This window comes from Glaciibacter superstes DSM 21135 (assembly GCF_000421145.1).
In the GTDB taxonomy this organism is placed as follows: Bacteria; Actinomycetota; Actinomycetes; order Actinomycetales; family Microbacteriaceae; genus Cryobacterium; species Cryobacterium superstes.
Genome location: NZ_ATWH01000001.1, coordinates 179,807 through 206,784, shown reverse-complemented (window position 1 = coordinate 206,784; position 26,978 = coordinate 179,807). Strand labels below are relative to the sequence as shown.

Sequence of the window (26,978 nt, the reverse complement as noted above, 5' to 3'; positions counted from 1 at the left end):
CCGGGTCGGGATGATCGGCAGATGCGCCGTCGGTTCTGTGACGTTTTCACGTGATGTTCCTGCATTTCGGGTTACAGGGCGGGTATTCGGTCTCCGCGAGGGCGACAGGGTAATCGCAGGTTTCGCGGGTAATCAGGGCGCGGGGTAAGCGCGCCAAATTTGACTCTAGCGAACTTCGTCCGTTCGTCGCCACAACCTTGCGACCCGTCCTCCTATCTGGCGCTCGCACTGGGGCCGACCAGGCGAATGGAAGCGTTGTCATGAAAATCGGTCACAGCTTTCATTTGCGCGCCTTCAGATGCATCCGATTCCCCGAAAATACAGGTGTCTGACCGCCGCATCCAAAAGACAACGTTGACATTTCTGTTCCACTCGGACAGGATTCACAAGAGCGAAGCGACCGAGCACTTGTGTGTTTCCGTTCGCACTCATTTCCCTGCCGTTTCACCGTCGAAAGGCTCGCATGTCGGCCCCTCACCTTCCTCGCCGTTCTGCATTCGTCTCCACCGCCACCTTCCGACGACCCGGCTCCTTGGTGCTGGCTGCCGCACTGGTTCTCGGATTCCTCACCCCGCTCGCAGGTGCGACCGCGGCGCACGCAGCGGAACCGACAGACTTCACCACCTCTTTCGAACCCACGGATGCGGCCAAACCGTACTCGAGCCGCGTCGAACTGATCGACGGCGTCCCGGTGCAGCAGAATGTGCGGGGAGAGGTGTCCGGCAGCGTTCTTCCGAACGTCGCCAATGTCACGGCAAGCGGCGAGAACGCCCCTGGGGAGGCCGCCATCTACGCGGCTGACGGCAACGCGCGCTCCAAATGGCTCGTCTTCACGTCGAAGGCCTGGTTGCAGTACCAACTCTCACAGAGCCAGACGGTGGTCAGCTACACCCTGACGTCCGGCGGCGATGCCCCAGAACGCGATCCGAAGAACTGGACGGTGCTCGGTTCGAACGACGGCAGCACCTGGACTCCCCTCGACTCCCAGACCGACCAGACCTGGGCTGACGCCGACCGTGGCGTGCAGAAGTCCTTCTCGATCACAACGCCGGGAACCTACTCGTACTACCGGCTCGACATCACAGCGAACCACTCGAAGAACATCATCCAGCTCGCCGATTGGGACATGCTCTGGAACGAAGGCGGTGGCGACAGCCAGCCACCGATCACCACCTCGATCGGTTCAGGACCGACATCCGGCTACAACATGAAGGCCAGAGTCGGTTTCACCGGCACCCACGCACTCCGCTACACCGGGGAACACACCGCAGATGGAGAAGGACTCGGCACCAATCGCCTGTTCGACGTGAACATTCCGGTCATCGATTCGACCTGGCTCTCGTACAACGTGTTCCCCGAGCTCACCGCAGACGACCTTCAGTACCCGTCGACATATTCGGCAGTGGACCTGCACTTCACCGACGGCACGATCCTCTCGGACCTCGAGCCCCTCGACTCCTACGGCATCTCCGCCACCGCGCGTGGCCAGGGCGCCGGCAAGATCCTCTACCCGAACCAGTGGAACAACGTGCAGGTCGACGTCGGCGCGGCCGCCACGGGTAAGACGATCGACGGCATCCTGTTCTCCTACGACAACGCCGAAGGGAGCGAAGCAACCGCCTTCCAGGGCTGGGTCGACGACGTGTCGATTGAAGCGCACCCCGCCATGATCGACGGGTCGAGTCTCACGAACTACGTCGACACGCGCCGCGGAACGAACTCCTCCTCTGCCTTCTCCCGAGGCTCGAACGAGCCGATCACGGCCATCCCGAACGCCTTCAACTTTCTGGTTCCGGTAACGAATGCAACCGCCAGGTCACGCGAATACTCCTACCAACAAGACAACAACGACCAGAACCAGACCCGATTCGAGGGGTTGGGCATCTCTCACGAACCGAGCCCGTGGATGGGTGACCGCAACCAGTTCTCTGTCATGCCAGTGGCCGGCGACGACGCGCCAAGCGGCAATTCCCACACGAGGGCGGCCACCTTCAGCCACGACAACGAGACAGCCCAGCCTGACTACTACGGCGTGACGCTCGACAACGGCGCCATGGCGGAGATGACACCGACCAACCGCGGCTTCATCATGCAGTTCACCTTTACGGGAGAGGCCGGAAGCGTGGTTCTCGACGCCCCGACCGGCGACGGCGACTTCACGATCGACCAGGAATCGGGAGCAGTCTCCGGCTGGATCGACAAGGGGAACGGATCTGGCCACAGCCGCATGTTCGTCTCCGGCACCTTCGACTCTTCGCCCACCGCTACTGGGCTGGCCGCCGGAGGGCGCGCCCTGACGAAGTTCGCCACGTTTGATACGACAACGAATGACGTGGTCACGCTGCGGATGGCGACCTCGCTGATCAGCCTCGACCAGGCAGCGAAGAACCTCGCCCTCGAGGTGGGCTCGAAGTCGTTCCAGCACGTTCGGGACCTCGCGAAGGCCGAGTGGAACGACCGGCTCAGTGTCATCGAGGTCGAGGGGGCATCCGAGACCGAGATGAAGACGCTCTACGGCAACCTCTACCGCCTGAACGTCTACCCGAACGCACAATTCGAGAACACCGGCACCGCCGCGGCTCCCGACTACAAGTACGCCAGCCCGGTGGCGACTCCCGTCGGCTCCAGCACAGCAACCGAAACAGGTGCGAAGGTCACGACCGGAAAGATGTACGTGAACAACGGCTTCTGGGACACGTACCGCACGGTCTGGCCGGCCTACGCGATGCTCTATCCCGAGGTTGCGGCCGAGCTCGTTGACGGCTTCACCGATCAGTATCGTGACGGTGGCTGGATCGCGCGCTGGTCGTCACCCGGGTACGCGAACATCATGACCGGCACGAGTTCAGACGTCTCATTCGCCGATACCTATTTGCGTGGTGTCGACCTTCCTGATCCGCTCACCACCTACGACGCGGCGATCAAGAACGCCACAACGCCGTCGGCGAACGACAGCGTCGGTCGTAAGAGCCTGGGCACCGCCAGTTACCTCGGCTATACCCCGGCGTCGCAGGGCGAGAGTGTCTCCTGGGCGGTCGAGGGTTACATCAACGACTTCGGAATCGGAAACATGGCAGCTGAGCTCGCCGTCGATCCGACCGTCCCTGAGGAACGCCGCGCTGAACTCCTCGAGGAGTCGGAGTACTACCTCGACCGGTCGAAAAACTATGTCAACATGTTCGACCCCGAGATCGGATTCCTTCAGGCGCGAAACGCCGATGGAACCTTTGCGGTCCCTGCCGACCAGTACAACCCACTCAACTGGTGGGGTCCGTACACCGAGACCAACGGCTGGAACTTCGCATTCAGCGCCCCGCAAGACCCGAACGGCCTCGCCAACCTCTATGGCGGCCAGCAGGGGCTGGAAGACAAGCTCGACACCTTCTTCGCCACCCCGGAGACCACACTCGGAACGATCCACGAAATGGTCGAGGCCCGAGACGGCCGCTATGGCCAGTGGGGCGTCAGCAACCAGGTCAGCCACCACATCCCGTTCATGTACAACGCGGCCGGGGCGCCGTCAAAAGCACAGGCGATCACACGCGAAGTGCTCCAGCGCTCCTACGGCGGGTCGGATATCGGCCAGGGCTACGCCGGTGACGAAGACAACGGAGAGATGTCGGCGTGGTACATCTTCAACGCACTCGGCTTCTACCCGATGCAGGCGGGCTCCACACAGCTCGTCCTGGGTTCGCCACTTTTCACCAAGGCGACCGTGAAGCTCGAAGGCGGCAAGTCGCTTGTCATCAACGCGCCCGAGAACAGCTCTGACAACGTCTACGTGCAGTCACTCGCGGTGAACGGGGAAGATCACGCGAGTGCATCCATCGACGCGAACATTCTGCTCGCCGGTGCGACGCTCGACTTCACGATGGGAGCTGAGCCCTCCGACTGGGGCACGGGGAGCGAGAGCGGCCTGCCGTCGCTGACCGACGGTGATGCACTTGCCAACCCGCGTGTCGACACGACAGATGCGTCCATCTCCTCTGTGACAAGTGCGGGGGGCGAGAACGTCAGCGCCATTGTGGACAACACCGTCGCCACCCAGGTGACGTTTGCGAACGCGACACCCTCTGTCACCTTCCTCTACACGGGAGCGAAGCAGAGGCCCACGTACTACACGCTCACGGCAAGCGCATCCCAGGCCGACCCGTCGGCATGGATCCTCGAGGGAAGCAATGACGGCACAACCTGGTCGACGGTGGATGAACGAACCGACCAGAGTTTTGCGAATCGAAACCAGCTCAAACCGTTCCAAATCCAAAACCCAACTGCCTTCCAGCAATTCCGACTTTCGGTGACGGCTGGTGACGCTTCTGTGGCACTCTCCGAGGTGGAGCTGCTGACGAACGGAGAAGGCTCCGAAGCCAATGAACTCGCCTTCGGCCCGGCATCCGGGCTCACGGCGACCGCCGGCGTCGAATCATCGTTCGCGCTCGGCATCCTCTCCGGAGGGCTGGCAGAAGACGAGACCGGCTACACGGCTTCGATCGACTGGGGTGACGGAAGCGCCGCAACGGATGCTGTCGTCAGCGCGCCAAAAGTCGGCAACTTCGCTGTCTCGGCCACTCACACCTTCGAGAAGACCGGTGTGTATCGCGCGACCGTCACCGTCACCGTCGGCGACGGCACGTCGATCGCTGCCGCTCCTGTGATCTTCACGGTCGACTATGTCGATCCGACTGGCATCCGTGCCGCGTACGACAGCGTCTGCATCGGTGACGACGGCGTCGGCGCGAACTGTGACGCGAAGGGCTACTCGTTCCCGCGCGCAGGTCTGGCGGCCGGCGGCCTCGAAGCAGGGGTAGAACACGACGTCCCAGGCACCGACCTGACGTTCACGCTTCCGGTGATTCCCGCAGGCGAACCCGACAATGCCACCGGCAACGGTCAGACCATCTCGGTCGGCTTCGGTGACACTGCGACGCAGCTCTCGTTCATCGGTGCAGCGACAGAACGGGGTCAGGACGAGGCGGCCACTGTGAACTTCACAGACGGCACCTCAGCGGTCACTCCGCTCCAGTTCTCCGACTGGACCAAGGGCGGCAACTCCGGTGCGACCGCTCCGTACGGGAACATCGAGGTTGTGCAGTCGAGTTATCGGCTGAGCGGTGGGGCCGCACAGAACACAGCGTCATACTTCTTCTCCACGGTCCCCTACCTGATCCCTGAGGGTCTGGAAGTCGAGAGCATCACCCTCCCCGTGCAGGAAGGCGACCCTGGCGCCACCGGGCGGGTTCACGTCTTTGCCATCGCGAGTGACGGCGTGAACCCCGACCTCACGTTCGAGGCGGCCGTGGGCGACGACATCGAGTCGATCGCGGGCGAATCCGTGTCGGCAACGCTTGCGAGTGTCGCGAGAACGGATGCCGCGGGTGCGGCCCCACAGGCCCGCGTGCAGTGGGGTGACGCGACTGTGACCGAAGATGCGGTTGTCGCCGAAGGGGAAACGGGGGAGCTTCTGATCAACGGCACCCACGTCTATTCAGAGGCGGGGACCTATCCGGTGTCCGTGACCATCGCGAACGCATCCGCGACGGTGCAGCTCGCGCTCACGGCAACCGTCTCGCCTGCACCGGTCTACACGACGACCCTCACGGTGTCGCCAGACGACGGGATTCTCGCGGGCGACGAGTTCGGTGTCGCCGGTTCCGGTTTCGCCGCGGGAGAAGAGGTCGTGGTCGACCTGCATACTCCGATTCTGGTGACCACTACCGTGACCGCCAACGACTCCGGTGAGATCGAGACCAACCTCATCATGCCGCCAGACGTCGATCCGGCTCTGTATTCCGTCGTAGCCACAGGGGCCAAATCGAAGATGCCGGCCACCGCGACAGTACTCGTCGTTCCTCCTGTTGTCGATCCCGTCTACGATCCAGAGGTCAGGGCGAACGCACAGTCCGGCCGCCCAGGCGATCTGGTGACGGTCACCGGCCATGGCCTGGCTCCTGGCGAGTCAGTTGAGGTCGTATTCCACTCGGATCCGGTGACTGTCGGAACCCTCGAGGCCGACCTACACGGCGCAGTCGAGTTCACCTTCGCCGTGCCGGCGGATGCCTCGGTCGGAGAGCATTCCATCATCGTCACCGGCGATGTGTCAGCCCAGCCGGTCGAACTTCCATTCGATGTTCTGCCTCCGGTCACACCGGGCGACGGAAGCGGCGGGACAACAGGCCCCACCGACCCGTCTGCGATCGCCAACCTGTCACACACCGGGGTCGATGGCCCAGTGCTCTGGCTCGTCGGCGGCCTCGCGGCAGTCATGGTGCTCGCCGGTTTGATGGTGATCGGTCGCCGGCGCCGCCGGGCCTGACAAGGGAGGGAAACGCCCCGGGATCCGATGGAATGGATCCCGGGGCGAGTGGCAATACGAGGCGATACTAAGTGGCCGGTGGCACTTCCCCTGAGCCCCGAACGATGAGCCGGGTTCTCAGCGAGGTCAGGTGAGAGGGACCTCGCGCACCGTCGATTCGACGGAACAACTGCTCTGCGGCGATGCGGCCGATCTCGCCAGGAAATTGTGCCACCACTGTGACCCCCGGTGACATCGCATCCGCTAATTCGAAGTCGTCGAAGCCGACCAGCGCCGGGCGCATCTCGTGCCTGACGAGCTCCCTGAGCAGAACGATCGTCGAACGGTTGTTTGCCGCGAAGACCGCGGTCGGCGGCTCGGCACCCGCCAACATTCGTGCGAGTGCGCGCGCGAAACCCTCGGACTCTGGAGTGGCCGAATGAATCAGCGTCGGATCGACGGTGATGCCGGCTACTTCGAGGGCATGTCGGTAGCCGCGCACGCGTTCGGAAGCCGAGTAGAGGGAATCACGGTCAGAAAAACAGGCGATTCGACGGTGCCCGTGCGCGATGAGGTGCTCAACGCCGGAACGCGCTCCGCCGAAATCGTCGGTGAGCACAGAATCGGCATCGATCCCGCCGGGCGGTGGTCGGTCAACGAACACCATGGGAACGCCGGCATCAAGCTCCTCGCGCAAATACTCGGCCTCGTCCGACTCAGACGGTGTGATGATCAACCCGTCGACGCGGCGCGCACAAAACTCCAGAACGATCCGCCTGGTTCGTTGGGCGTCACGCGTGGACGATGAGGTCAGGAGTAGCGAGTTCCGTGCGAAAGCGACTTCCTCGACGGCCTGGGCGAGGTGGGAGAAAAATGGGTCAACCACGTCTTCGATCACCAGTCCGATGCTCTCCGTGGCGCCCCTGCGCAATTGCCGGGCGGAGTCGTTGCGGCGGAATCCGAGTTCTCGGATGGCCTGTCTCACCAACGCAGACCTGGCTTCGCTGACGCGGGTGTCTCCGCTGACAACACGTGACACCGTTGAGAGGCCCACGCCGGCGCGCGCCGCGACATCGTTCATGGTCGGCCGTGACGGTGGTCGCCCAGCGTTCACGGGCGACGAGCGGTCCGCAGGCTCAGCTTTGTCGTGGCCCATTCGACCCTCCGATGCGTTGGTATGAAACGAGTCGTGAATACGTTACCAAATCGTTGCGCCCAAACTCGCGCAGCGACCCGTTGAAGTTCCGCGGAAAGGCAGGTGTTCCAGGGCGCAGAATCCGCTCGATGACCACTGAAGTATGAAAAATCTAGCGTGTGGGCTTGCGTTTGGCAACGTTTTCAGAGTTGAATGTTCTGAGACCGGTAATCGTCCGGCCACGCAGCAGAGTTCTAATGGAGGAATACTTATGCGCAAGAGAATGTCACTGCTGGTCGGCGCTGTCGCCGTCAGCGTCGCCCTCGCCGGTTGCGCGGGCGGAAACGCGGGTTCCGAATCGACGTCCGACTCTGGAGACGAGAATCAGGTCGAAGTATTCACCTGGTGGGCGTCGGGTTCTGAGAAGGTCGGTCTGGACGCTCTCGTCGAAGTCTTCGCCGAGCAGTACCCAGACATCGAGTTCGTCAACGCGGCCGTGGCCGGTGGCGCCGGCTCCAACGCAAAGGCCGCGCTCGCATCCCGCCTCGAGGCGGACAACCCGCCTGATACCTTCCAGGCGCACGCGGGTGCAGAGCTTTCGGACTACATCGCAGCCGACCAGCTGCAGGACCTGAGCGCCTTCTACGACGAGAACGGGTTGACGGATGTCTTCCCCGAGAGCTTGATCGAGCGCCTCACTGTTGACGGCAAGATCTACTCGGTGCCAAGCAACATCCACCGTGCCAACGTCACCTGGGTGAACAGCTCGGTGCTCGACAAAGCCGGCATCGACCCAACGAAGGCACCCGCCGACATGGATGCGTGGATCGCCGACCTGCAGAAGCTGAAGGACTCCGGGGTGGAGTCGCCACTGGCACTCGGCACGGAGTGGACCCAGATGCAACTGTTGGAGACGGTTCTCCTGTCCGACCTCGGTGCTGAGGGATATTCCGGACTCTGGGACGGAACCACCAAGTGGGACAGCGACGGCGTGAAGACCGCGGTCGACCACTACTCGCAGTTGCTGGGCTTTGTGAACAGTGACTACACCGGTCTGGACTGGGATGCGGCAACGCAGATCCTGATTGACGGCAATGCCGGCTACAACGTGATGGGTGACTGGGCAGAGGCTGCATTCGTGCAGGCCGGCCTGACCTATGACACCGATTACACCACCTGGCCGGTGCCGGGCACTGAGGGCGTCTTCGACTTCCTCGCCGACTCGTTCACCCTCCCCGTCGGGGCTCCGCACGAGGCTGCGGCCAAGGACTGGCTGACCACCATCAGCTCGGCCGAAGGCCAGAAGGCATTCAACCTGGCGAAAGGCTCGATCCCGGCGCGCACGGACACGGACGCAAGCGAGTACCCCGCGTACCAGCAGACCGCCATCTCATCGTTCGCCAACGACACCGTGGTGAGCTCGCTCGCACACGGCGCCGCTGCCCCGATCGCGTGGTCGGCAGACATCTCCTCTGCCGTCGGCAAGTTCGGCTCTGACAAGGATTCTGATTCGCTGATCAAGGCACTCGTCGCGGCGTCCGACAAGGCGCAGGGCTAACAGTCGGCTCATTTCACGTCCGCATATCACTCGTGGTGGGTGGAGCACACGCTTCGCCCACCACGGCTGACCGGCCACACACCCGAGTGAGAAGGTAGTGCAGTGCGCAAGGGAGTAAGGAACTGGGGCCCGCCGCTCCTTCTGATTTCTCCGACGATCATCATCCTGGGCATCTTCGTCTATGGGCTGATCGCGGTGAACATTCAGGTGTCGATGACGAACCGGCATTCTCTGGTCCCCGCGACGGAGTTCGTCGGGATTGACAACTACATCCAGCTGCTCACCGAGGACCGGTTCCTGCACTCGCTGATGAACCTGGCTGTCTTCACGGTCGTGTTCATCGCCGGAACGATGGTGTTCGGATTCATCTGGGCCTGGATGCTCGACAAGGGAGTCGGCGCAGAAGGCATCTTCCGGTCGGTGTACCTGTTCCCGATGGCGATCTCGTTCGTGGCATCCGGTGTCGTGTGGCGCTGGTTGCTGAACAGCGCAGAGGGCGACCGCGCGTCTGGACTGAACCGCATCTTCGAGTCGCTCGGCCTCGGTTTCCTGCAGAACTCCTGGTGGAACGAGCCGATCTGGGGCATGGCAGCGATCGCGATGCCGGCGATCTGGCAGCTCTCCGGTTACATCATGGCGTTGTTTCTGGCCGGGTTCCGCGGCATCCCGGAGGAACTCCGCGAAGCGGCCCGCATGGACGGCGCCAGTGAGTGGAAGCTCTACCGGCACGTGATCTTCCCGCAGCTGAGCCCGGTCGCCCTGTCGGCGCTGATCATCGTCAGCCACATGTCGCTGAAGGTCTTCGACCTGATCATGGCCATCACCAAATCGATCTACCAGACGGAGGTCCCTGCGACGTACATGTGGGTCACGCTCACGTCGAACGACTACGCGAAGTCCGCCGCGATCGCCACGGTGCTGTTGATCCTCGCGTCGGTGTTGATCGTCCCCTATCTCATCCACACGGCCAGGGCAGAGAAGAGCAACCGATGACCACCACCATCGAACCCGGCCTCGAACCCCGCCAGAATGCGGGACTGGACGGCGGCCTGTCGAAGCGTCCGAGCAGGCAGCCCAGGGTCGGCCAGACCCGCAGGGGGCGCATCGGTCGCACCGGGAAGTACGCGCTGCTGATCCTGTTCGTCATCGTCGTGATGATGCCGGTCTACGTGCTCTTCGTCACCAGTCTGAAGCCGCCGGCCGACGTCAACCCAGCGACATCCTGGGGCTGGCCCACTCGCTGGCCGTGGGAACCGGTGGCCGAAGGAGGTCCGACCGGATTCGACAACTGGACCACGGCCTGGACCGCTCTGTCACCTGCGCTGGGGCGTACGTTCCTCCTCGCGATCCCCGCGGCGCTGATCTCCAGCTTCCTCGGTTCGATGAACGGATTTGTGCTCTCCAGGTGGCGCTTCCCGCACGCGGACCTGGTGTTCACCTTCATCCTGTTCGGAATGTTCATTCCCTACCAGGCGATCATGACCCCCCTGGTGCAGATGAAGACCTCGTTCGGCCTGCCGAGCGACATCTCGACGCTGCTGATCGTGCACATCATCTACGGGCTTCCGATCTGTACCCTCATTTTCCGCAACTACTACGTGAGCATCCCGGCAGAGCTGATGGAGGCATCCCGCGTCGACGGCGCAGGCATGCTGCGCACTTTCGCCTCGATCGTGCTTCCGCTGTCGTTGCCCGGCTTCGTGGTGACGATCATCTGGCAGTTCACCTCGGCCTGGAACGACTACCTCTTCGCGCTGTTCCTCTCCGACACTGCGGGTGGGCCGGTTTCGCTGGCGCTGAACAACCTCGCGCAGGGCGCGCAACTGGCCAACTACGGCGCGGCCATGGCCGGCGCTCTCATCGCGTCGCTGCCGACGCTGCTCGTCTACATCATCCTGGGCAAGTACTTCATCGGCGGGCTCATGAGCGGTTCGGTCAAAAGCTGAGCGAGCCAGTGAAAGCCCGCGCGCGAACCACTGAGGTGCCAACAAAGGCTAGTGCGGCGAGCTCTGCACCCGCACTTGTTGGCACCTCACAGACGCGATCGGATGGGTTGGTGCCCGTTCTCGAGATCGGTGGCACACATGTGACCGCCGCGCTCGTCGACGGATCTGGACCGCGCATCCGCGAGGGCACCGTTTACCGTACGACGATCCGTTCCCATGGGTCGGCCGAGGAGATCCTCGACGACGTCGGCCGCGCCATCCGTTCTCTCCCGTCGCTTTCACCGTCGGAATGGGTGGTGGCGATTCCCAGCCCATTCGACTACGAGGCGGGAGTCGGGCAGTTCGAGAACGTCGGCAAGTTCGATGGCTTGCGAGGCGTCGATCTGCGGGCGGCGCTGACAAAACTCATCGAGCCTGCGCCGATATATGTGCATTTCGTCAACGACGGGGATGCGTACGGTATCGGCGAGTACGCGGTCGGTGCGGGTCGGGGCTTCGAGCGGCTCGTGTGCATCACGCTCGGCACGGGAGTCGGGTCTGCGTTCCTGATCGATGGTGAGGCCGTGACCGAGGGTGCGAGGATTCCGAAGGACGGCATGGTGCACGTGATCGAGTACGACGGCGCTCCACTGGAAGAGACCGTGTCGAGGCGGGCGATCAGGTCGGCTTATGCGGTGAGAGCGGGTGTGACGGATGCCGAGATTCCGGATGTCCGGGAGATCGCCTCCTTTGCTCGCAGCGGTGACCTGGTCGCAGGAGAGGTGCTCGCCGAGACTTTTCGACGGCTGGGAGATGCGCTCGCGGGCGTGGTACTCCGTTTTGAAGCCGACGCGCTGGTGATCGGCGGGTCGATGTCCCGGTCGTGGGATCTCATCGAACCTGCCCTGCGCCGGGGTCTGGTCATGCACGACGGTCGGCTCGCACAGTTGCCGGTGCTGCAGGCGAAGCTGATCGATGACGCACCCATCGTCGGCGCGGCCTATTGGGCAACGCGCCACCACGTAAACCGCTAGCGAGTGATGGGAAACGGTTCTTCGCTGGTCGAGCGTGTCGAGACCCGTTCCTCAACCGACGGCATTCTCCTCTTCACTGACCCAGGAGCGAGCGCCGGCTCTGTCTCGAAATCGCGCACTTCAGCTGAACCGCTGTTGCAGATGCACAGTCACTTCAGCACCGGCCTCCTTGCCGATCAGCTTTCGTACGGCGGCCTTGATGGGAAGCATGTGGGTGCCGTCGCCTGACGGAAGGAACGTGGCGCTGAACGGATGTGCGTCGATCGTTCCAGCCACCTTCACCGGCCGCCTCGTTCCGAAGTATTCACCAGAGCCCGGCATCACCACGACTGTCCACCCGCTTACCTCCGAATCCGTCGTCATCGTTGCAGTAAACGTGGCATCGATATCCTGTGCGATCTTCGCTTCCACAGCCATTGTCCAGTTCTCCCGTCGGTAGCTCACTGAAGTATGGCACAAATGTGTACGCCGTCAACAAGTAAGCCTTCGGACTTTCGGCCGATTGCGCCCAGAGCCTCGAAACCCTGTGAGCCGACCCACTAGCATTCCGAGCCATTTCGATGATGGAGATGGACAAGAATCGGATGGTCTGGGAGGCTGGTTGGCTGCCTCGCGTTCGTCGGTCAGCATTGAGGACTGGACAATGTCAGGTGACGATTTCACGGAGGCCAACCGCGCCAACTGGGATGAGCGGGTCGCCCCGCACCTGATCGCGTACGGCACCGACAACTTCACGGCCGATCCAGCAGCACTGTCGGATGTCGTCCGAACCGATTATGAGCTCATGGCCCCTTATTTGCCGCACGAATCAGTTGAAGGGCTGCGCCTTGTCCATCTCCAATGCCACATCGGTACCGACACCCTCAGTTGGGCGCGACTGGGAGCAGATGTCACCGGAATCGATTTCTCGAGCAAGGCGATCTCTGCCGCACGAAAGCTCGCCGACAATGCGGGACTCGATGCGACGTTCATCGAGGCCACAGTCGACGACGCCGCCGACTACGCGAACAGTCGCTTTGACGTGGTCTACACGGGAATCGGCGCCATCACCTGGTTGGCAGATCTCGAAAAATGGGCGACAACCGTGTTCCGACTGTTGAAACCAGGCGGCCTGTTCTTCATTCGCGACGGGCATCCGATGCTCTATTCCGTCGACGACGAACGAACCGATGGTCAGCTCGTCCTGACTTCGCCGTATTTCAGTGGGCATGGTCCGCTGCGCTTCGATGAGGGAACGACGTATGCGGACGACGCCGTGCAGCTGAACAATGTCACCACCTACGAGTGGCCGCACTCGCTCTCGGAGATCATCCAGCCGCTCCTTTCGGTTGGCCTCGAGCTGCTGTCATTTCAGGAGCACGCGGTGATCCCCTGGAAGGCGCTCCCTTCGATGGTTCCAACACATCACGGCTTCGAATTGCCCGGGGGCGCGGAGCGCTTGCCGCTCACGTTCTCACTTGCGGCTCGTCGCCCCTTGTGAACGTGACTGCGACAATCCATGGGGCGTGGCTTCGCTAGCGCCCGCGTCAGCGCTCTCACGCGGTAGCCTCGAGGAACAATCTCACTGAGGAGCGCGCCATGACCAACAAGACGCCCGAAGAAGAAGCTATTCAGAAGGAGCAGGAGCGGCGCGACCGAGAGAAGGAGCGCGAAGAGGCGCAAGAAGAGCGTCGACTCGAATAGCGCCACCCTGTCGCGCAGGGTTCGCGGCCTAGTCTCCGCTCAATAGCTCAGAAAGATATCGGCGTGGATTGCGGGACGTGAGAAACTCGGCGAATACCTCGCGCAGCGCAGCGCCCTCGGGGCTGATGGCGTTCAGCGCAGCTTGAGCACTGGTCTGTATGAGGGCACGATGGCCGGCGGGATGGCGAGTCGTTTCGTACCCGTCGAGCACTGAGGTGGCGGCCGATTTGCGGATCATAGCGATGAGGCGGTCCGCGAGATCGAGAGCGTCCAGCATGCCGGTATTCAGCGCGGCCCCGCCGGCGCTGAATATATGTGCGGCATCCCCGGCGAGGAACGCGCGTCCAACGCTGTAGCGCGCAGCCTGCCTGCTATTTGCGATCGTCTGCGCGCGCCAGCGGAGAGTGAGGATCGCGACCGGCCCTCCGGTCCTCGTCCCGTCCTACTATGAGGTCATGATCACCTGTGTTGTGGAATACACGATCGACCCTACAAAGGTCGCGGAATTTGAACAATTTGCCCACGCGTGGATCGCCCTCGTCGACCGACACGGCGGCACCCACCACGGCTACTTCCTTCCAGGCGAAGGCGCCAGTGACCGCGCACTCGCCCTGTTCTCGTTCGCATCGCTCGCCGAGTACGAGTCCTACCGTCAGCTATTTGGCGTCGACCCGGACTTCATCGCGGCAGACAAGATCCGCGACGACAGCGGCTGCGTCCTCCGCTACGACCGCAACTTTATGCGCCCGATGCTCGCCACTCAAGACTCGGAATGACGCGCTCTCGCGAGCGGCCGGTAAAGGGTCGTCCTTAGGACGCTGCTTCTCTAGTCGGGCTCCCGGCCATGTCGCCAGTGAGGTGCCCGTTTGGCGGGCCCGATAAATCCGTCACCAAGGGTGCTTCAACCGCAAGCCGGTCGCGTCTCGGACGCACGCTTCCACGGCGGCGCGAAGACGGTCTTCATTGTCCGGCTGCACCGGCAGAGTGGCAACGTCCTCGGCGAAGGCGTCGAGGCCGCCGGCACTCGGGGGAGTCGGCACCAGAGCGGACGACCCCGATCTGATAATCTAAGCGTCTGCCTGGCTCCTCAGCCAGGGCGGTCGACCGGCGCATGTGCTCCGCGGTCCGAGGCTCGAAACCTCCGGCAATCCCTAAAAAGACCTCCGGAGGTTTTTACTGTGTCTACTGACACTATTTCTACTGACGCCATGTCCACTGGCGCGCGCGTGCCCAACCGATGGATGGCACTTGTCGTCCTGTCGCTGACCCAACTCGTTGTCGTGCTCGACGGCACGATCGTCAACATTGCGTTGCCACAGGCGCAACTGGAGCTCGGTCTCTCTGACAGCCAACGGCAGTGGGTGGTCACGGCATACGCGCTGGCGTTCGGTGCCCTTCTCCTGCTTGGTGGCAGAGTCGCCGATTACTGGGGCCGCAAGCGCACCTACCTGTGGGGCATGGTCGGCTTTGGCGCAGCATCCGTGTTTGGAGGTCTGGCCCACAGCGGAACAGAGCTGATCGTTGCGCGTGGGCTGCAGGGTCTTTTTGCCGCACTCCTCGCTCCGGCCGCACTGGCTCTTCTCACCGTGACCTTCCCCAGCGGCAAAGATCGCAACACTGCGTTCGCGGTGTTCGGCGCCATTGCGGGTGCAGGCGCCGCAGTAAGACTCGTTCTCGGCGGTGTACTCACGGAGTTCGCCGACTGGCGCTGGTGCTTGCTGGTGAACGTCTTCTTCGTGATTGTCGGTTTCATCGGCGGTCTGCTCTTCCTGACGGAGAGCAAAGCAGACGGCGAGAACCGATATGACGTGGTCGGTGCAATCACCGTCACCCTCGGTCTCGGCTCGCTGGTCTACGGATTTAGCCTCGCGGAAGGCGGATGGGGCACTGTCGAAACGATCGGCTTCCTCGCACTCGGCGTTGTGTTGCTGGCGGTGTTTGTCTGGATCGAGACGAAAGTGGTGCAACCGCTGCTTCCGATGCGCATCATTCTGAACCGGGTGCGCGGTGGTGCGTTCCTCATCCAGATCGTCGGTGGAAGCGTCATGATTGGCTCGACCCTGTACCTGACGTTCTACCTTCAGATCGTTGTGGGCATGCCGCCCCTTGACGCCGGGCTCGCGAGTCTGCCGCTCCCACTCGCGATCATGCTGGTTGCTCCCGTTGCGACAAGGCTACTTTCCTCGATCGGCCCGCGGCCGCTCATGATCGGTGGCCCGCTGATCGTTGCCGTTGGACTGGTCTCCCTCAGCTTCATCACGGTCGATGGCAACTACGTCATCCAGGTGCTCATCCCGCTGGTGATCATGGGGATCGGCATGGCGTTCGTGTTCGTACCCTTGCAAAACCTCGCCCTCTCGGGTGTGGCCCCGCATGATGCCGGCGCGGCGTCCGCTGCGGCGAACTCCGCGATGCAGATCGGCGGATCGATCGGGCTTTCGGTGTTCACGGCCATCTACGCTGCGGCCATCGCCGGCCGAACTGTCACCGACGAGGCTTCGCAGCTCGAAGCATTCACGGCCGGTTATTCAGCGACGTTCGTCGCCGCATCCGTGGGTATGGTCATCGCGTCGGTGGTGGCGGCGTTCCTCATCCGAGCACCGAAGTCTGCCCTTCTGCCACAGGGGGATGCTCCCGTGATGGCGCACATGGGGTAAGGGGTCGCCCACGTCGGCCGTTCGATGCCGGCGTGGCCGGGTGCATTCGATCATTCAATTAGGTCGACCCTGTCTGTCGCGCGCTCAGGAGCGCTGGGCGACCCACGCCGTTCTGCCGGCTCGGAGCTGCAGATCGTCACGGTGGCGGAGACTCGATGCTCCGGTGTCCGCAACCAATGCGTCGAAGAGGGCCCGGTCGTCGGCTGACAGGTGCGGAGCCACGACCGGGTGGATTCTCCGGAGATATATCTGCGCATAGTCACTTCCGCGACTGCCGCCCTCGATCTTCATGTCGATCGAGAACGACCGTCTCTCGATCAGCGTGAATCCTGCCCGTTCGAGGTAGTGCGTCCAGTCGGGGTGATCATCGCTACCGGTGCGCGCCGTTCGCAGAGCGTCGTGGATGCGGGATTCGAGGCCGTCGCCGACGTCGTTCCCGAGAAAACGCGGCGGACCATCCATCTCGACGACGGCAAATAATGCGCCAGGGCTCATGACATCGAACACCCTCCCGAACGCGGCATCGGGGTCGGTGAGCTCGTGAAGCGAAGCCGACGCCCAGGCGATCTCGAATGACCCCAGCTCCGGCCACGGCTCCTCGAGGTCCAGCTGCACGGTCGTCACTCGATCCGAGTGCCCGTCGACCAGGGCTCGGGCCCGCACCCGCCCGAGCATCTCCTCCGACGCATCCACTGCGACGATCTCAGAGCTCGGAAAGCGTTTGGCAAGCGCCGCCGTGCCGGTGCCTGCCCCCAGGTCGATGACCCTCTGCACGGGCAGAGCGGAGGCGAGGTCCTGAAGCCACCCGGTGATCTCGGACAGATACTCATGCAAAACCGCGGCATCGAGGTCGAGGAGGTCGGCGATGGAACCGTCGTGGTGATGGGATGCGTGTGGGACGGCCGTGTGGTGAGCGGACGAGGAGTGTGGTGAAGACATATCCCAGATCGTAGGTATCGGCCGAGCCAGACGCGCACTTTTGTGCCGAAACAGCAAAGGCCAGCATGTGAGAGCGGATGCCGCCGGCAGCGATGGTGACAGCCTGCGATTGTGACTCCCTGTGACCGCATGATTCGGCAGTGACGGTCTCGAGTTGAAAACTGAGATCACGCCGTTTTCATCTGGAGGTTCATCATCGTGTTTGCGAAGGCATCCGTTTTTCGTGCACGACGGGCAACCGTGGCCGGTGTCACTCTGGCCGGGATCACGGTGCTGCTTCTTTCCGGTTGCGGCGCGCAGGTGGACGAGTCCGTCGCGGAATCGACCGCGTCGGACGGAGGAGCGAATCCCATCGAGGGCGGTGACCGCGACCTGACGCTGAAGATCGGCACGATCCTTCCCCAGAGCGGAGCCCTGGCCTTCCTCGGTCCGCCAGACGAAGCGGGCGTGAAACTGGCCGTCGACGACGTCAACGCGGCGGACCTCGGGATCACGATCGATGCCCACTATCGTGACTCCGGCGACACGACCACAGACATCGCGACGGTATCCGTGACCGACCTGCTCTCCCTCGATGTCTCGGCAATCGTCGGTGCCGCGTCATCCGGTGTGTCGTTGACCGTGATAGACCAGATCACCGACGCTGGCGTTGTGCATTTCTCGCCGGCGAACACGTCGCCCGCCTTCACCGATTACCCCGACGACGGCCTTTTCTGGCGCACGAACCCGTCTGATCTCCTCCAGGGCGAGGTTCTGGGAAACCAGATCGCCGACGACGGCAACGGCACGCTCGGGTTGATCGTTCTCAATGACGCTTACGGAACGGGCCTCGCCGAAGCCACAGCCGCGGCCTATGAAGCTGCCGGCGGTGACGTTGTGGCGCAGGCTCTGTTCAACGAGGGCGATTCGAACTTCGCCACCCAGATCGCCGATGTGACCGCTGCCGACCCCGACGCCATCGCATTGATCACTTTTGACCAGGCGCAGGTGATTGCCCCCGCCCTCGTCGGATCCGGCTACCCGGGCGACCAGCTCTACTTCGTCGGCAGCAATCTCGCGGACTACAGCCAGAACTTCGCCCCTGGGCTGATAGACGGGTCGAAAGGCACTCGCCCCGGCGCAAAGCAGGTGCAAGAGTTCACTGACCGGATGCTCGAGCTCGATCCCACCCTGGTTGATTTCAGTTACTCTGCCGAGTCATATGACGCGGTCATTCTGCTGGCACTGGCTGCATTCGCCGGCAATGATGTTGATGGTCGGTCGATCGCAGACCATCTCCGTCAGGTATCGGGTGGCACGGGGGACGGCGCCAAGGCCACTGATTTTGCGAACGCAGCTGCGGCATTGGCGAAGGGGGAGCAGGTCGACTACGACGGGCTGTCGGGCCTCATCACATTCGATGAGAATGGCGACCCGACTGAGGCGACGATCGGCGTGTATCAATATGGGCCAGACAATACCTACAGTCGGATCAAATAGTGGGAGCCGCCGCAGTCTGCGGCCAGCTGGGTTGAACGCACGATGAAGGAGAGCGGATGTCGGACCACGAGGAAACGCGGCTGAAGATCGCGGAGGCCGCGGCCACCAACGGCCGGTCGTTTCGTCTATATCGGCGGTTCGCAGACCAGGTCTGGGCAGCTGACGACATCGATGCGCGAACGACCGAGATCATCGCGGTGGCGGTGACCCACGTCACCCGATGCTCGACCTGCGTGGATTTTCATTCGACTAAGGCACTGGCATTGGGGGTCGAGGCGCACGAACTCGTCGAGGCCGGGGTGCTGGCTGCGGCGGTGCAGACGCTGGCTGTCGTGGAGGCCGGAACCGAGTCCACACCGGTGGATCCGTTCCTTGAGCTGCCATTCGACGACGTGGTGACTCACTTGGACGTGAAGACGAAGGCGTTGGTGGTATCGGCTGCGGCCTTCAGCCTGAAGGATTCCTCGCTCATCGCCCGGGCGCGTGCTGTGGCCGAGGAACGCGGCGCGAGTGTGGTGGAACTGAACTATGCCGTTCGAATTGCCGCCGCACTCACCGCGGGTGCTGCGATCCATTTCCTGAGCGACATCGCCCACGTCTATCGGGAGCAGACGGCGACGTGATGGGTGCTGGACAACTCCGGCGCGACGTGGCAGTATCGCGCAGGTGACCAGCAGCCCCACCGAAAAGCAGCGACTGGGGGATCTTGCCTTGTTGCGGCGTGTGCGTGACCGGATCGATCGGGAGTATGCGCAGCCGTTGGATGTTGAGGCGCTCGCGCGTGGTGTGAACGTGTCGGCCGGGCACCTGAGTCGCCAGTTTCGGCTCGCGTACGGCGAATCGCCCTATAGCTTCCTGATGACGCGCCGTATCGAGCGTGCGATGGCGCTGCTGCGGCGTGGTGACCTCAGCGTTACCGAGGTGTGCTTCGCGGTTGGCTGTTCGTCGCTTGGCACGTTCAGTACACGCTTCACGGAACTCGTCGGGATGCCGCCGAGCGTCTACCGAAACGGTGTCGCACACGGGGACGTCGGCATGCCGCCGTGCGTTGCGAAACAGGTGTCAAGACCGATCAGGAATCGAGAAGCGCCCGCTGTCGCACCACAAATAGTGTGACTGACATGACTACTACAACTTCCGAATCCGTCACCATCGCATCCGTCACCATCGAAGTGGCCGATCCTTCCGCCGCCCGCCGTTTTTACACCACTGCGTTCGGTTTGGACGACCTAGTGCACCTGTATGCTTCTGATGCGCCGACCACCGGCTTCCGCGGGTTCACGATGTCTCTCATCGTTGGGCAGCCATCCACCGTCAACAACCTGATCGACTCCGCCATCAATGCCGGCGCCACGATCCTGAAACCGGTCGAGAAGTCGATGTGGGGCGTCGGCGGCGTCGTCCAGGCACCGGACGGAACGATCTGGAAGGTCGCGACGTCGGCGAAGAAAGACACCGGCGCGGCCACCCGTCGTTTCGATCAGATCGTGCTCCTACTCGGAGCCGAAAACGTGAGCACGAGCAAGCGGTTCTATGTCGATCGCGGTCTCGCCGTCGGCAAGAGCTTCGGCAGTTACGTCGACTTTGCCATGCCGTCGAGCCCCGTCAAACTAGGGCTATACAAGCGCCGGGCGCTCGCCAAAGACGCAGGTGTCGCGCCAGAAGGCACCGGATCGAGCCGGCTCATCATTGGCAGCGACGCCGGACCCTTCACCGACCCGGACGGCTTTACCTGGGGGACCGCGAACTGACGCGGTGCCCACATGGATGAGGGGGTTCTCTCGTGTGCCATCCGTCTTGGACGCGCGCCTTGATTGAGCAGCAGCGACTGAACGATTGTGGAGGGAATCATGGTGACCAGGCCGATCAGGAATCAAGAAGCGCCTGCCTCGAAGCTGCAGATAGTGTGACTGCCATGGACATCACCATTCACACGACCGCTCTCCCCCACGACGACCCCGACGCATCCGTCGCCTTCTTTCGCGACGCGCTCGGCTTCGAGGTTCGTAGCGACGTCGGGAGCGGCACGATGCGCTGGATCACTGTGGGGCCGGTGGGCCAGCCAGGGGTGTCCATTCTTCTTGCGCCACCCGCCGCCGACCCAGGGATCACCGACGACGAACGCCGTACCATCGTCGAGATGATGGCCAAGGGCACGTACGGCTGGATCCTGCTGTCGACGGATGATCTCGACACTGCTTTCGCGAATGTGGAGGCCAGCGGAGCCGAAGTCGTGCAGGAACCGACCGACCAACCGTACGGGTCCCGCGACTGCGCCTTCCGCGACCCTGCCGGCAACCTGATCCGCATCCAACAAGCGAAGTGAGCAACGTGACCGCTGAGACCGAATCGCAGGCACCGGCGAAACACGTTGCAGACATCCACGATCTGATTCGTGTGCAGGGCGCGCGAGAGAACAATCTGAAGGACGTCTCTGTCGAGATCCCAAAGCGCAGGCTCACGGTGTTCACCGGAGTCTCGGGCTCTGGCAAGAGCTCACTGGTGTTCGCCACGATCGCCGCTGAGTCTCAGCGGATGATCAACGAGACCTACAGCGCCTTCGTGCAGGGCTTCATGCCGAACCTGGCGCGGCCAGACGTCGACTACCTCGAGGGTCTGACGACGGCGATCATCGTCGACCAGGAACGGATGGGCGCCAATCCCCGCTCGACCGTCGGCACCGCCACCGATGCCTACGCGATGCTGCGCATCCTGTTCAGCCGGATCGGTGACCCGCAGATCGGGCCGCCGACCGCGTTCTCGTTCAACGTTCCGACGCGCAAGGCAAGCGGGGTGATGAGCACTGAGAAGGCCGGCGGCAGGGTCGAGAAGGACGTCGTGCAGAACCAGGTTTACCTGGGGGGCATGTGCGCGCTGTGCGAGGGCATGGGCTCTGTCTCCGACTTCGACCTGACCGCGCTGTACGACGACACCAAGTCGCTCGGCGATGGCGCGCTCACGATCCCGGGTTACAGCATGGACGGCTGGTACGGCCGCATCTTCAGCGGCGCCGGCTTCGACATGGACAAGCCGATCAACACGTTCACCAAAAAGGAGATCAACGACCTCCTCTATAAGGAACCGACCAAGATCAAGGTGGAGGGCATCAATCTCACCTACGAGGGTCTCATTCCGAAGATCCAGAAGTCGATACTCTCCAAGGACGTCGACGCGATGCAGCCCCACATCCGCACCTTTGTGGAGCGCGCGATCACGTTCCAGACCTGCCCGGAGTGTGAAGGCACCCGACTGAGCGCCCAGGCCCGGTCGTCGAAGATCAACGGCAGGAACATCGCCGATCTGTGCACGATGCAGATCAGCGACCTGGCCGACTGGGTCAGGGATCTCACGGTGCCGTCGGTAGCGCCGCTGCTCATGGGCCTGCAACATGTTCTCGACTCGTTCACCGAGATCGGTCTCGGCTATCTCTCTCTCGACCGGCCGGCCGGAACCCTTTCCGGCGGTGAGGCGCAGCGCACCAAGATGATCCGCCACCTCGGGTCGTCGCTCACCGACGTCACCTATGTCTTCGACGAGCCGACGATCGGCCTGCACCCCCATGACATCGAACGGATGAATCGGTTGCTGCTGCAGCTGAGGGATAAGGGCAATACGGTGCTCGTCGTGGAGCACAAGCCGGAGACCATAACGATCGCCGACCATGTGATTGATCTCGGCCCCGGCGCTGGCTCATTGGGCGGCACCGTCTGCTTCGAGGGCTCCGTCGAGGAGTTGCGTGGAAGCGACACAACGACCGGTCGGCATTTCGGCTATCGGGCGACCCTGAAGGAATCTGTGCGGTCGTCTTCCGCCGCGTTGGAAATCCGCGGCGCGTCGACGCACAACCTCCTGAACGTGGACGTAGACGTCCCGCTTGGGGTGCTCTGCGTGGTGACGGGAGTCGCCGGTTCTGGCAAGAGCTCGCTCATTCACGGCACCATTTCCGACCGCGATGGTGTTGTTGTGATCGACCAAGGCGCGATTCGAGGTTCCAGACGAAGCAATCCGGCCACGTATACGGGACTCCTCGACCCGATTCGCAAGGCATTCGCGAAGGTCAACGGCGTGAAGCCGGCCCTGTTCAGCTCCAACTCAGAGGGAGCGTGCCCGAGCTGTAACGGCAACGGAGTCATCTACACCGAGTTGGGCGTCATGGCCACTGTCGAGTCCATCTGCGAGGAGTGTGGGGGCAAGCGGTTCCAGGCATCCGTTTTGGAGTACACGCTGGGCGGCCGGAACATCGCAGAAGTGTTGGCGATGTCGGTGGACGAAACAGAGGAGTTCTTCTCCGATGGTGAGGCGAAAACGCCTGCGGCCCACAAGATCCTCGACCGGCTTGCCGACGTCGGGCTCGGCTACCTGAGTCTCGGTCAGCCCCTCACGACGCTGTCGGGCGGTGAGCGGCAGCGCATCAAGCTGGCGACTCAGATGGCGGGCAAGGGCGACGTTTACGTGCTCGACGAGCCGACCACCGGTCTCCACCTTGCCGATGTGGAGAATCTGCTTGGTCTGCTCGATCGCCTCGTCGAATCCGGGAAGTCCGTGATCGTCATCGAGCATCACCAGGCAGTGATGGCGCACGCGGACTGGATCATCGATCTCGGCCCCGGTGCCGGCCACGACGGTGGCAGGGTCGTGTTCGAGGGCACACCGGCCGACCTCGTAGCCGATCGCTCGACGCTCACCGGCCAGCACCTCGCCGCCTACGTGAGCGCCTAGTTGAGGATGCCGCACGATCCGTGACGGGGCTGGGACATTGCATATGAGAATGCCGGTGCAAATTACCTGAGCTGGAAGGATCGAACCCCTCTGCTCCATGCCTGGGTAGCGATTTGCACTGCGTCCCATGGGGAGCCAAGCGGTGGCGTGTAAGAGAGGTCGAGGTCGCTCATCGCATCGACGGTCATGCTGTGGTGCAGTGCAGCGGCGTAGGTGTCGACGCGTTTGGCGATTTCTGCGCCGCGGGCGCCGACGAGCTGCGCGCCGAGGAGGACTCCGCTGTCGGTGTCGCCGGTGATGCGGATGCTCAGCGGCTTGGCTCCCGGGTAGTAGGCCTTGTGGTCGTCGGCGATCACCGTTCCGCTGTGCGGGGTGTAGCCGGCGGCGGTGGCTTCGTGGTCGCGGAGGCCGGTGCGGGCGGCGACTAGATCGAAGACCTTTACGACTTGGGTGCCGAGGCTCCCGGCGAATCGGGCGTTGCCGCCGACAGCGTTTTCGCCCGCGACTCGGCCTTGCTTGTGTGCGGTGGTGCCGAGTGGCAGGTAGGTGACGCCGAGCAGGCGGTGGTGGGTGACTACGCCGTCGCCTGCTGCCCAGACGTGCGGCAGTCCGGTGTGCATGTGTTCGTCAACGGCGACTGCACCGCCTGCGCCCGTGCTGGCACCGGCTTCGGTGAGCAGGCTGGTGTTCGGACGGACGCCGATGACGACGAGCACGACGTCCGCGGTCTGGGCGAATGGTTGGCCGTCGTGCATGCCTGCGACGGTGAGCTGTCCGTTCTCGCGGGAGACGCGTTCGACGCGGGTGCCGGTGATGACGTCGACGCCGTTGCGGGTGAGTTCGTCGTGGACGAGAGAGCCGAGTTCGGGGTCGAGGGTGGAGAGCACTTCGGCGCCGCGCTGCAGCTGCGTGACGTGAAGGCCACGGACGGTGAGGGCTTCGGCCATTTCGAGGCCGACATAGCCGGCGCCGACGATGATCGCAGTTTCGGCATGCTGTTCGTCGAGGTAGCGCTCGAGAGCGAACGTGTCGCCCATCGAGTGCAGCAGGTGCACCCCGTCGGCTGGGCCGAGCTGATCGAGTCCGGCGATCCCAGCGGTGGAGGGCAAGGCTCCGGTGCCGACCATGAGTTCGTCGTAGGCGATGGTTGACGCTGCACCGTATTGGTCGCGGACAGTGAGCTGCCGTGCCACGACGTCGATGCCGGTGGCGAGGGTGTCGAGACGCAGTTGCATGCCGGTGGCTTCGAGGTCCGCGTGCGTTCGGTGTGCGAGGGATTGCCACGGGTTCACCTCGCGGGAGAAGTAGTAGGGGATGCCGCAGATGGAGAAGTTCGGGAAGGAGTCCGCGACGACAACGGTCACGTCGACGGAGGGGTCGAGTTCGCGCGCGCGGAGGGCGGCGGAGATGCCGGCGTCGCTGCCGCCGATGGCTACAAGATGCATGGAGTGCCTTTCAGAGTTTGGCTTCGATTGACTGGGGAACCACGACGTCGCCCGCGCTGCGCGCAACGGTCGGGTAGAACACGAGCACCAGGCCGAGCCCCAGTGCTCCGCCGATGAGTTGCATGATCACGAACGGGGCGACGGAACCGGGGGCGATCCCGGCGAACGTGTCTGTGAAGGTACGGGCGATGGTCACGGCGGGGTTCGCGAAGGATGTCGAGCTGGTGAACCAGTACGCGGCACCGATATATGCGCCGACCGCGGCCGCGGTCACTGCCTCGCTGCTGGTCCGCGCGAGCGCAAAGATCAGGAGCACCAGGCCGGCCGTTGCAACGACCTCGCCCAGCAGATGCCCGCCTGTGGTTCGGTCCGTTTTCGAGAGTGCGGGTGCGACGTCGAACATGAGTCCAGCGACCAGCGTGCCACCGATCCCGCCCGTGATCTGTGCGAGCACGTATGGTCCGAGGTCGCCTAGCGGCAGGCCGGTGTGTTGGCGACGACCGATGATCCAGTCTGCGAGGGACACGACCGGGTTGAAATGGGCGCCGGAAACCGGACCGAGCATCAGGATCAGCACGGCAAGGCCGAGCATGGTTGTGAGGCTGTTCTGCAACAGCTGCAGGCCGACATCATCCGGTGAGAGCCGCTGCGCGGCGATCCCAGACCCGACGACAACGGTCACCAGCAGGCCAGTGCCGACGAATTCGGCGAGGGTGCGGCGCACTAAATGCGCCCGAGCGGGCCGGTAGGGGGGCGCAGGAGTATTCATATCGGTTTTATCTTGACTCACGAAACTATTACAGTCAAGATTGAACCAATGAACGTCGAGCGAAATGATGAGATGGCGGCGCGGGCGGCGAGGCACGCTGCGCTGGGTGAGCCGGCACGCCTGCAGATCATCGATCTGCTGACGCTGGGGGATCTGTCCCCGACGGAAATTCGGTTGGCGGTCGGGAGCCCGTCGAATCTGGTGACGCACCATCTGAACGTGCTGGAATCGGTGGGCATGGTCACCCGATCGCAATCCGAGGGTGACAAGCGCCGCAGTTACGTGCGCTTGGCCGACCACGCCCTCGACGGGCTCGTGCCAGGCGCCGTAGGGAATGCCAGCCGGGTCGTGTTCGTCTGCTCGGCGAACTCCGCCCGTTCTCAGCTCGCAGCGGCGCTCTGGCAGGAACACAGCAGCATTCCCGTCGCTTCCGGTGGAACTCATCCGACCGAGCAGATCGCGCCCGGCGCGATCGCCGCTGCCGCCCGCCACGACCTCGCGCTGCCTTCGGCTGCTCCGCATGCTCTCGCGGACGTCCTGACCGGAAACGATTTCGTGGTGACTGTCTGTGACAATGCCCACGAAGAGCTGGGCGCCACCGGGGACCTGCACTGGTCAATCTCCGACCCAGTGCGCATTGGCACCGATGCCGCGTTTGATAACGCCTTCGCCGAGCTGGAGCACCGCATCGCAGACCTCGCCCCGCGGCTCGCCGCATCCTGACCACGCCGCCGCGACGTCCGCCGTCTCATCCAGAAAGAGCTGATCGACACCATGACCGATAAATCCACCGTCCTATTCATCTGCCAGCACAATGCCGGTCGCTCGCAGCTCGGCGCTGCCCTGTTGGAACACCTCGCCGCTGACCGCTTCACCGCCACCTCAGCGGGTCTGGCACCGTCGGAGTCCGTGAACCCAGCCATTGCGGCCACGGTCGCGGAACTCGGGCTGGATATCTCTGATCGGGTGCCGCGTGCCGTCACTGAGACTGATCTGGAGCAGGCGGATGTCGTGGTGCTGATGAAGCCCGGCCTTCAACTGCCCGCCGTGCCGCGTGGTGAAGTGCTCGAGTGGTCATTCCCGAACCCCGAAGCGTGGGACGTTGAAGCGGTGCGCCCGCTGCGCACGGCCGTTTCCGACAAAATCGAATTGACCCTCCTGGCGCAGTGACCAGCAACTCGGCTTAGTTCGCCGTGGGCTGCGTGCCACCCCGACCGCACGCTGGGCGGGCAGGGAAATAAAAAGACCCCGCAATGTAGAAGCTATGCGCCACGGGACGTGACCGCCAGAGGCTTAGACAGCGGGGTCGTTCTCTCTTTCGGCTCGAATGGCTGTTTCGCCTA

At 63.2% G+C, this 26,978-nt stretch carries 22 protein-coding genes; 16 read left to right on the top strand and 6 right to left on the bottom strand.

Translation table 11 applies throughout. The features are described from left to right. Positions 1-463: 463 nt before the first annotated feature. Positions 464-6,313: a GH92 family glycosyl hydrolase gene (locus tag K323_RS23515; protein ID WP_022883438.1), complete on the top strand. Its 5,850-nt coding sequence runs from the start codon at positions 464-466 to the stop codon at positions 6,311-6,313. A gap of 67 nt (positions 6,314-6,380) precedes the next feature. Here the strand turns inward: K323_RS23515 and K323_RS0101045 are convergent, their stop codons facing one another. Then, complete coding sequence (locus tag K323_RS0101045) at positions 6,381-7,373, bottom strand: LacI family DNA-binding transcriptional regulator (RefSeq protein ID WP_211219806.1); 993 nt, start codon at positions 7,371-7,373, stop codon at positions 6,381-6,383. Positions 7,374-7,698: 325 nt separating this feature from the next. Between K323_RS0101045 and K323_RS0101040 the strand changes: the two genes are divergently transcribed. From K323_RS0101040 to K323_RS0101025, 4 genes are all read left to right on the top strand, one after another. Then, positions 7,699-8,985, top strand: coding sequence for an ABC transporter substrate-binding protein (locus K323_RS0101040; RefSeq protein WP_022883436.1), 1,287 nt, complete (start codon positions 7,699-7,701; stop codon positions 8,983-8,985). A 102-nt stretch (positions 8,986-9,087) separates the two neighbouring features. After that, positions 9,088-9,978, top strand: a complete 891-nt coding sequence (locus tag K323_RS0101035) for a carbohydrate ABC transporter permease (RefSeq protein WP_022883435.1) — start codon at positions 9,088-9,090, stop codon at positions 9,976-9,978. Continuing rightward, a complete protein-coding gene (locus K323_RS0101030) occupies positions 9,975-10,931 on the top strand; it encodes a carbohydrate ABC transporter permease (protein ID WP_022883434.1) in 957 nt (318 codons plus the stop codon). The genes K323_RS0101035 and K323_RS0101030 overlap by 4 nt, the downstream gene beginning before the upstream one ends. A 110-nt stretch (positions 10,932-11,041) precedes the next feature. After that, positions 11,042-11,944, top strand: coding sequence for an ROK family protein (locus K323_RS0101025; RefSeq protein WP_022883433.1), 903 nt, complete (start codon positions 11,042-11,044; stop codon positions 11,942-11,944). Positions 11,945-12,064: 120 nt separating this feature from the next. Here K323_RS0101025 and K323_RS0101020 read toward each other — a convergent pair whose 3' ends face one another. Continuing rightward, a complete protein-coding gene (locus tag K323_RS0101020) occupies positions 12,065-12,361 on the bottom strand; it encodes a DUF1905 domain-containing protein (RefSeq protein ID WP_022883432.1) in 297 nt (98 codons plus the stop codon). Positions 12,362-12,587: 226 nt separating this feature from the next. On the opposite strand from K323_RS0101020, the gene K323_RS0101015 reads away from it, so the two are divergent. Continuing rightward, entirely contained in the window at positions 12,588-13,424 is an 837-nt protein-coding gene (locus K323_RS0101015) for a class I SAM-dependent methyltransferase (RefSeq protein ID WP_022883431.1), read from the top strand. Between the two features lie 231 nt (positions 13,425-13,655). Here K323_RS0101015 and K323_RS29260 read toward each other — a convergent pair whose 3' ends face one another. Further along, positions 13,656-14,039 carry an FAD-dependent monooxygenase gene (locus K323_RS29260; protein WP_084696959.1) on the bottom strand — a complete coding sequence of 128 codons (384 nt, stop codon included), beginning with the start codon at positions 14,037-14,039 and terminating at the stop codon, positions 13,656-13,658. A gap of 58 nt (positions 14,040-14,097) precedes the next feature. Here K323_RS29260 and K323_RS0101000 point away from each other — a divergent pair, with 58 nt between their 5' ends. Together K323_RS0101000 and K323_RS0100995 are read left to right on the top strand one after the other, a co-directional pair. After that, entirely contained in the window at positions 14,098-14,403 is a 306-nt protein-coding gene (locus tag K323_RS0101000; protein WP_245570885.1) for an NIPSNAP family protein, read from the top strand. Between the two features lie 432 nt (positions 14,404-14,835). Continuing rightward, positions 14,836-16,284: an MFS transporter gene (locus K323_RS0100995; protein WP_022883426.1), complete on the top strand. Its 1,449-nt coding sequence runs from the start codon at positions 14,836-14,838 to the stop codon at positions 16,282-16,284. 84 nt (positions 16,285-16,368) lie between these two features. Here K323_RS0100995 and K323_RS0100990 read toward each other — a convergent pair whose 3' ends face one another. Next, positions 16,369-17,223, bottom strand: coding sequence for a class I SAM-dependent methyltransferase (locus K323_RS0100990; RefSeq protein WP_022883425.1), 855 nt, complete (start codon positions 17,221-17,223; stop codon positions 16,369-16,371). 198 nt (positions 17,224-17,421) lie between these two features. On the opposite strand from K323_RS0100990, the gene K323_RS0100985 reads away from it, so the two are divergent. From K323_RS0100985 to K323_RS0100960, 6 genes are all read left to right on the top strand, one after another. After that, complete coding sequence (locus K323_RS0100985) at positions 17,422-18,702, top strand: ABC transporter substrate-binding protein (protein WP_022883424.1); 1,281 nt, start codon at positions 17,422-17,424, stop codon at positions 18,700-18,702. 56 nt (positions 18,703-18,758) lie between these two features. After that, the gene (locus tag K323_RS0100980) at positions 18,759-19,325 is read left to right on the top strand and encodes a carboxymuconolactone decarboxylase family protein (protein WP_022883423.1); all 567 of its coding nucleotides are present in this window, start codon (positions 18,759-18,761) and stop codon (positions 19,323-19,325) included. Positions 19,326-19,368: 43 nt separating this feature from the next. Then, on the top strand, positions 19,369-19,818 hold the full coding sequence (locus K323_RS0100975) for a helix-turn-helix transcriptional regulator (protein WP_022883422.1): 450 nt from the start codon (positions 19,369-19,371) through the stop codon (positions 19,816-19,818). Positions 19,819-19,823: 5 nt separating this feature from the next. After that, positions 19,824-20,453: a VOC family protein gene (locus tag K323_RS0100970; RefSeq protein ID WP_026851067.1), complete on the top strand. Its 630-nt coding sequence runs from the start codon at positions 19,824-19,826 to the stop codon at positions 20,451-20,453. Positions 20,454-20,617: 164 nt separating this feature from the next. Then, complete coding sequence (locus K323_RS0100965; RefSeq protein ID WP_022883420.1) at positions 20,618-21,028, top strand: VOC family protein; 411 nt, start codon at positions 20,618-20,620, stop codon at positions 21,026-21,028. A 5-nt stretch (positions 21,029-21,033) separates the two neighbouring features. Next, positions 21,034-23,421: an ATP-binding cassette domain-containing protein gene (locus tag K323_RS0100960; RefSeq protein ID WP_211219805.1), complete on the top strand. Its 2,388-nt coding sequence runs from the start codon at positions 21,034-21,036 to the stop codon at positions 23,419-23,421. Between the two features lie 62 nt (positions 23,422-23,483). On the opposite strand, the gene K323_RS0100955 is transcribed toward K323_RS0100960, so the two are convergent. Both K323_RS0100955 and K323_RS0100950 read right to left on the bottom strand, forming a co-directional pair. Beyond that, entirely contained in the window at positions 23,484-24,866 is a 1,383-nt protein-coding gene (locus K323_RS0100955; RefSeq protein WP_022883418.1) for an FAD-dependent oxidoreductase, read from the bottom strand. Between the two features lie 10 nt (positions 24,867-24,876). Beyond that, positions 24,877-25,635 carry an aquaporin gene (locus K323_RS0100950; protein ID WP_022883417.1) on the bottom strand — a complete coding sequence of 253 codons (759 nt, stop codon included), beginning with the start codon at positions 25,633-25,635 and terminating at the stop codon, positions 24,877-24,879. 48 nt (positions 25,636-25,683) lie between these two features. Here K323_RS0100950 and K323_RS0100945 point away from each other — a divergent pair, with 48 nt between their 5' ends. Both K323_RS0100945 and K323_RS0100940 read left to right on the top strand, forming a co-directional pair. Beyond that, positions 25,684-26,358 (top strand): arsenate reductase/protein-tyrosine-phosphatase family protein, encoded by a 675-nt coding sequence (locus K323_RS0100945; protein WP_022883416.1) that lies wholly within the window; start codon positions 25,684-25,686, stop codon positions 26,356-26,358. Between the two features lie 51 nt (positions 26,359-26,409). Next, positions 26,410-26,805 (top strand): arsenate-mycothiol transferase ArsC, encoded by a 396-nt coding sequence (locus K323_RS0100940; protein WP_022883415.1) that lies wholly within the window; start codon positions 26,410-26,412, stop codon positions 26,803-26,805. The last annotated feature ends 173 nt before the right edge of the window (positions 26,806-26,978 follow it).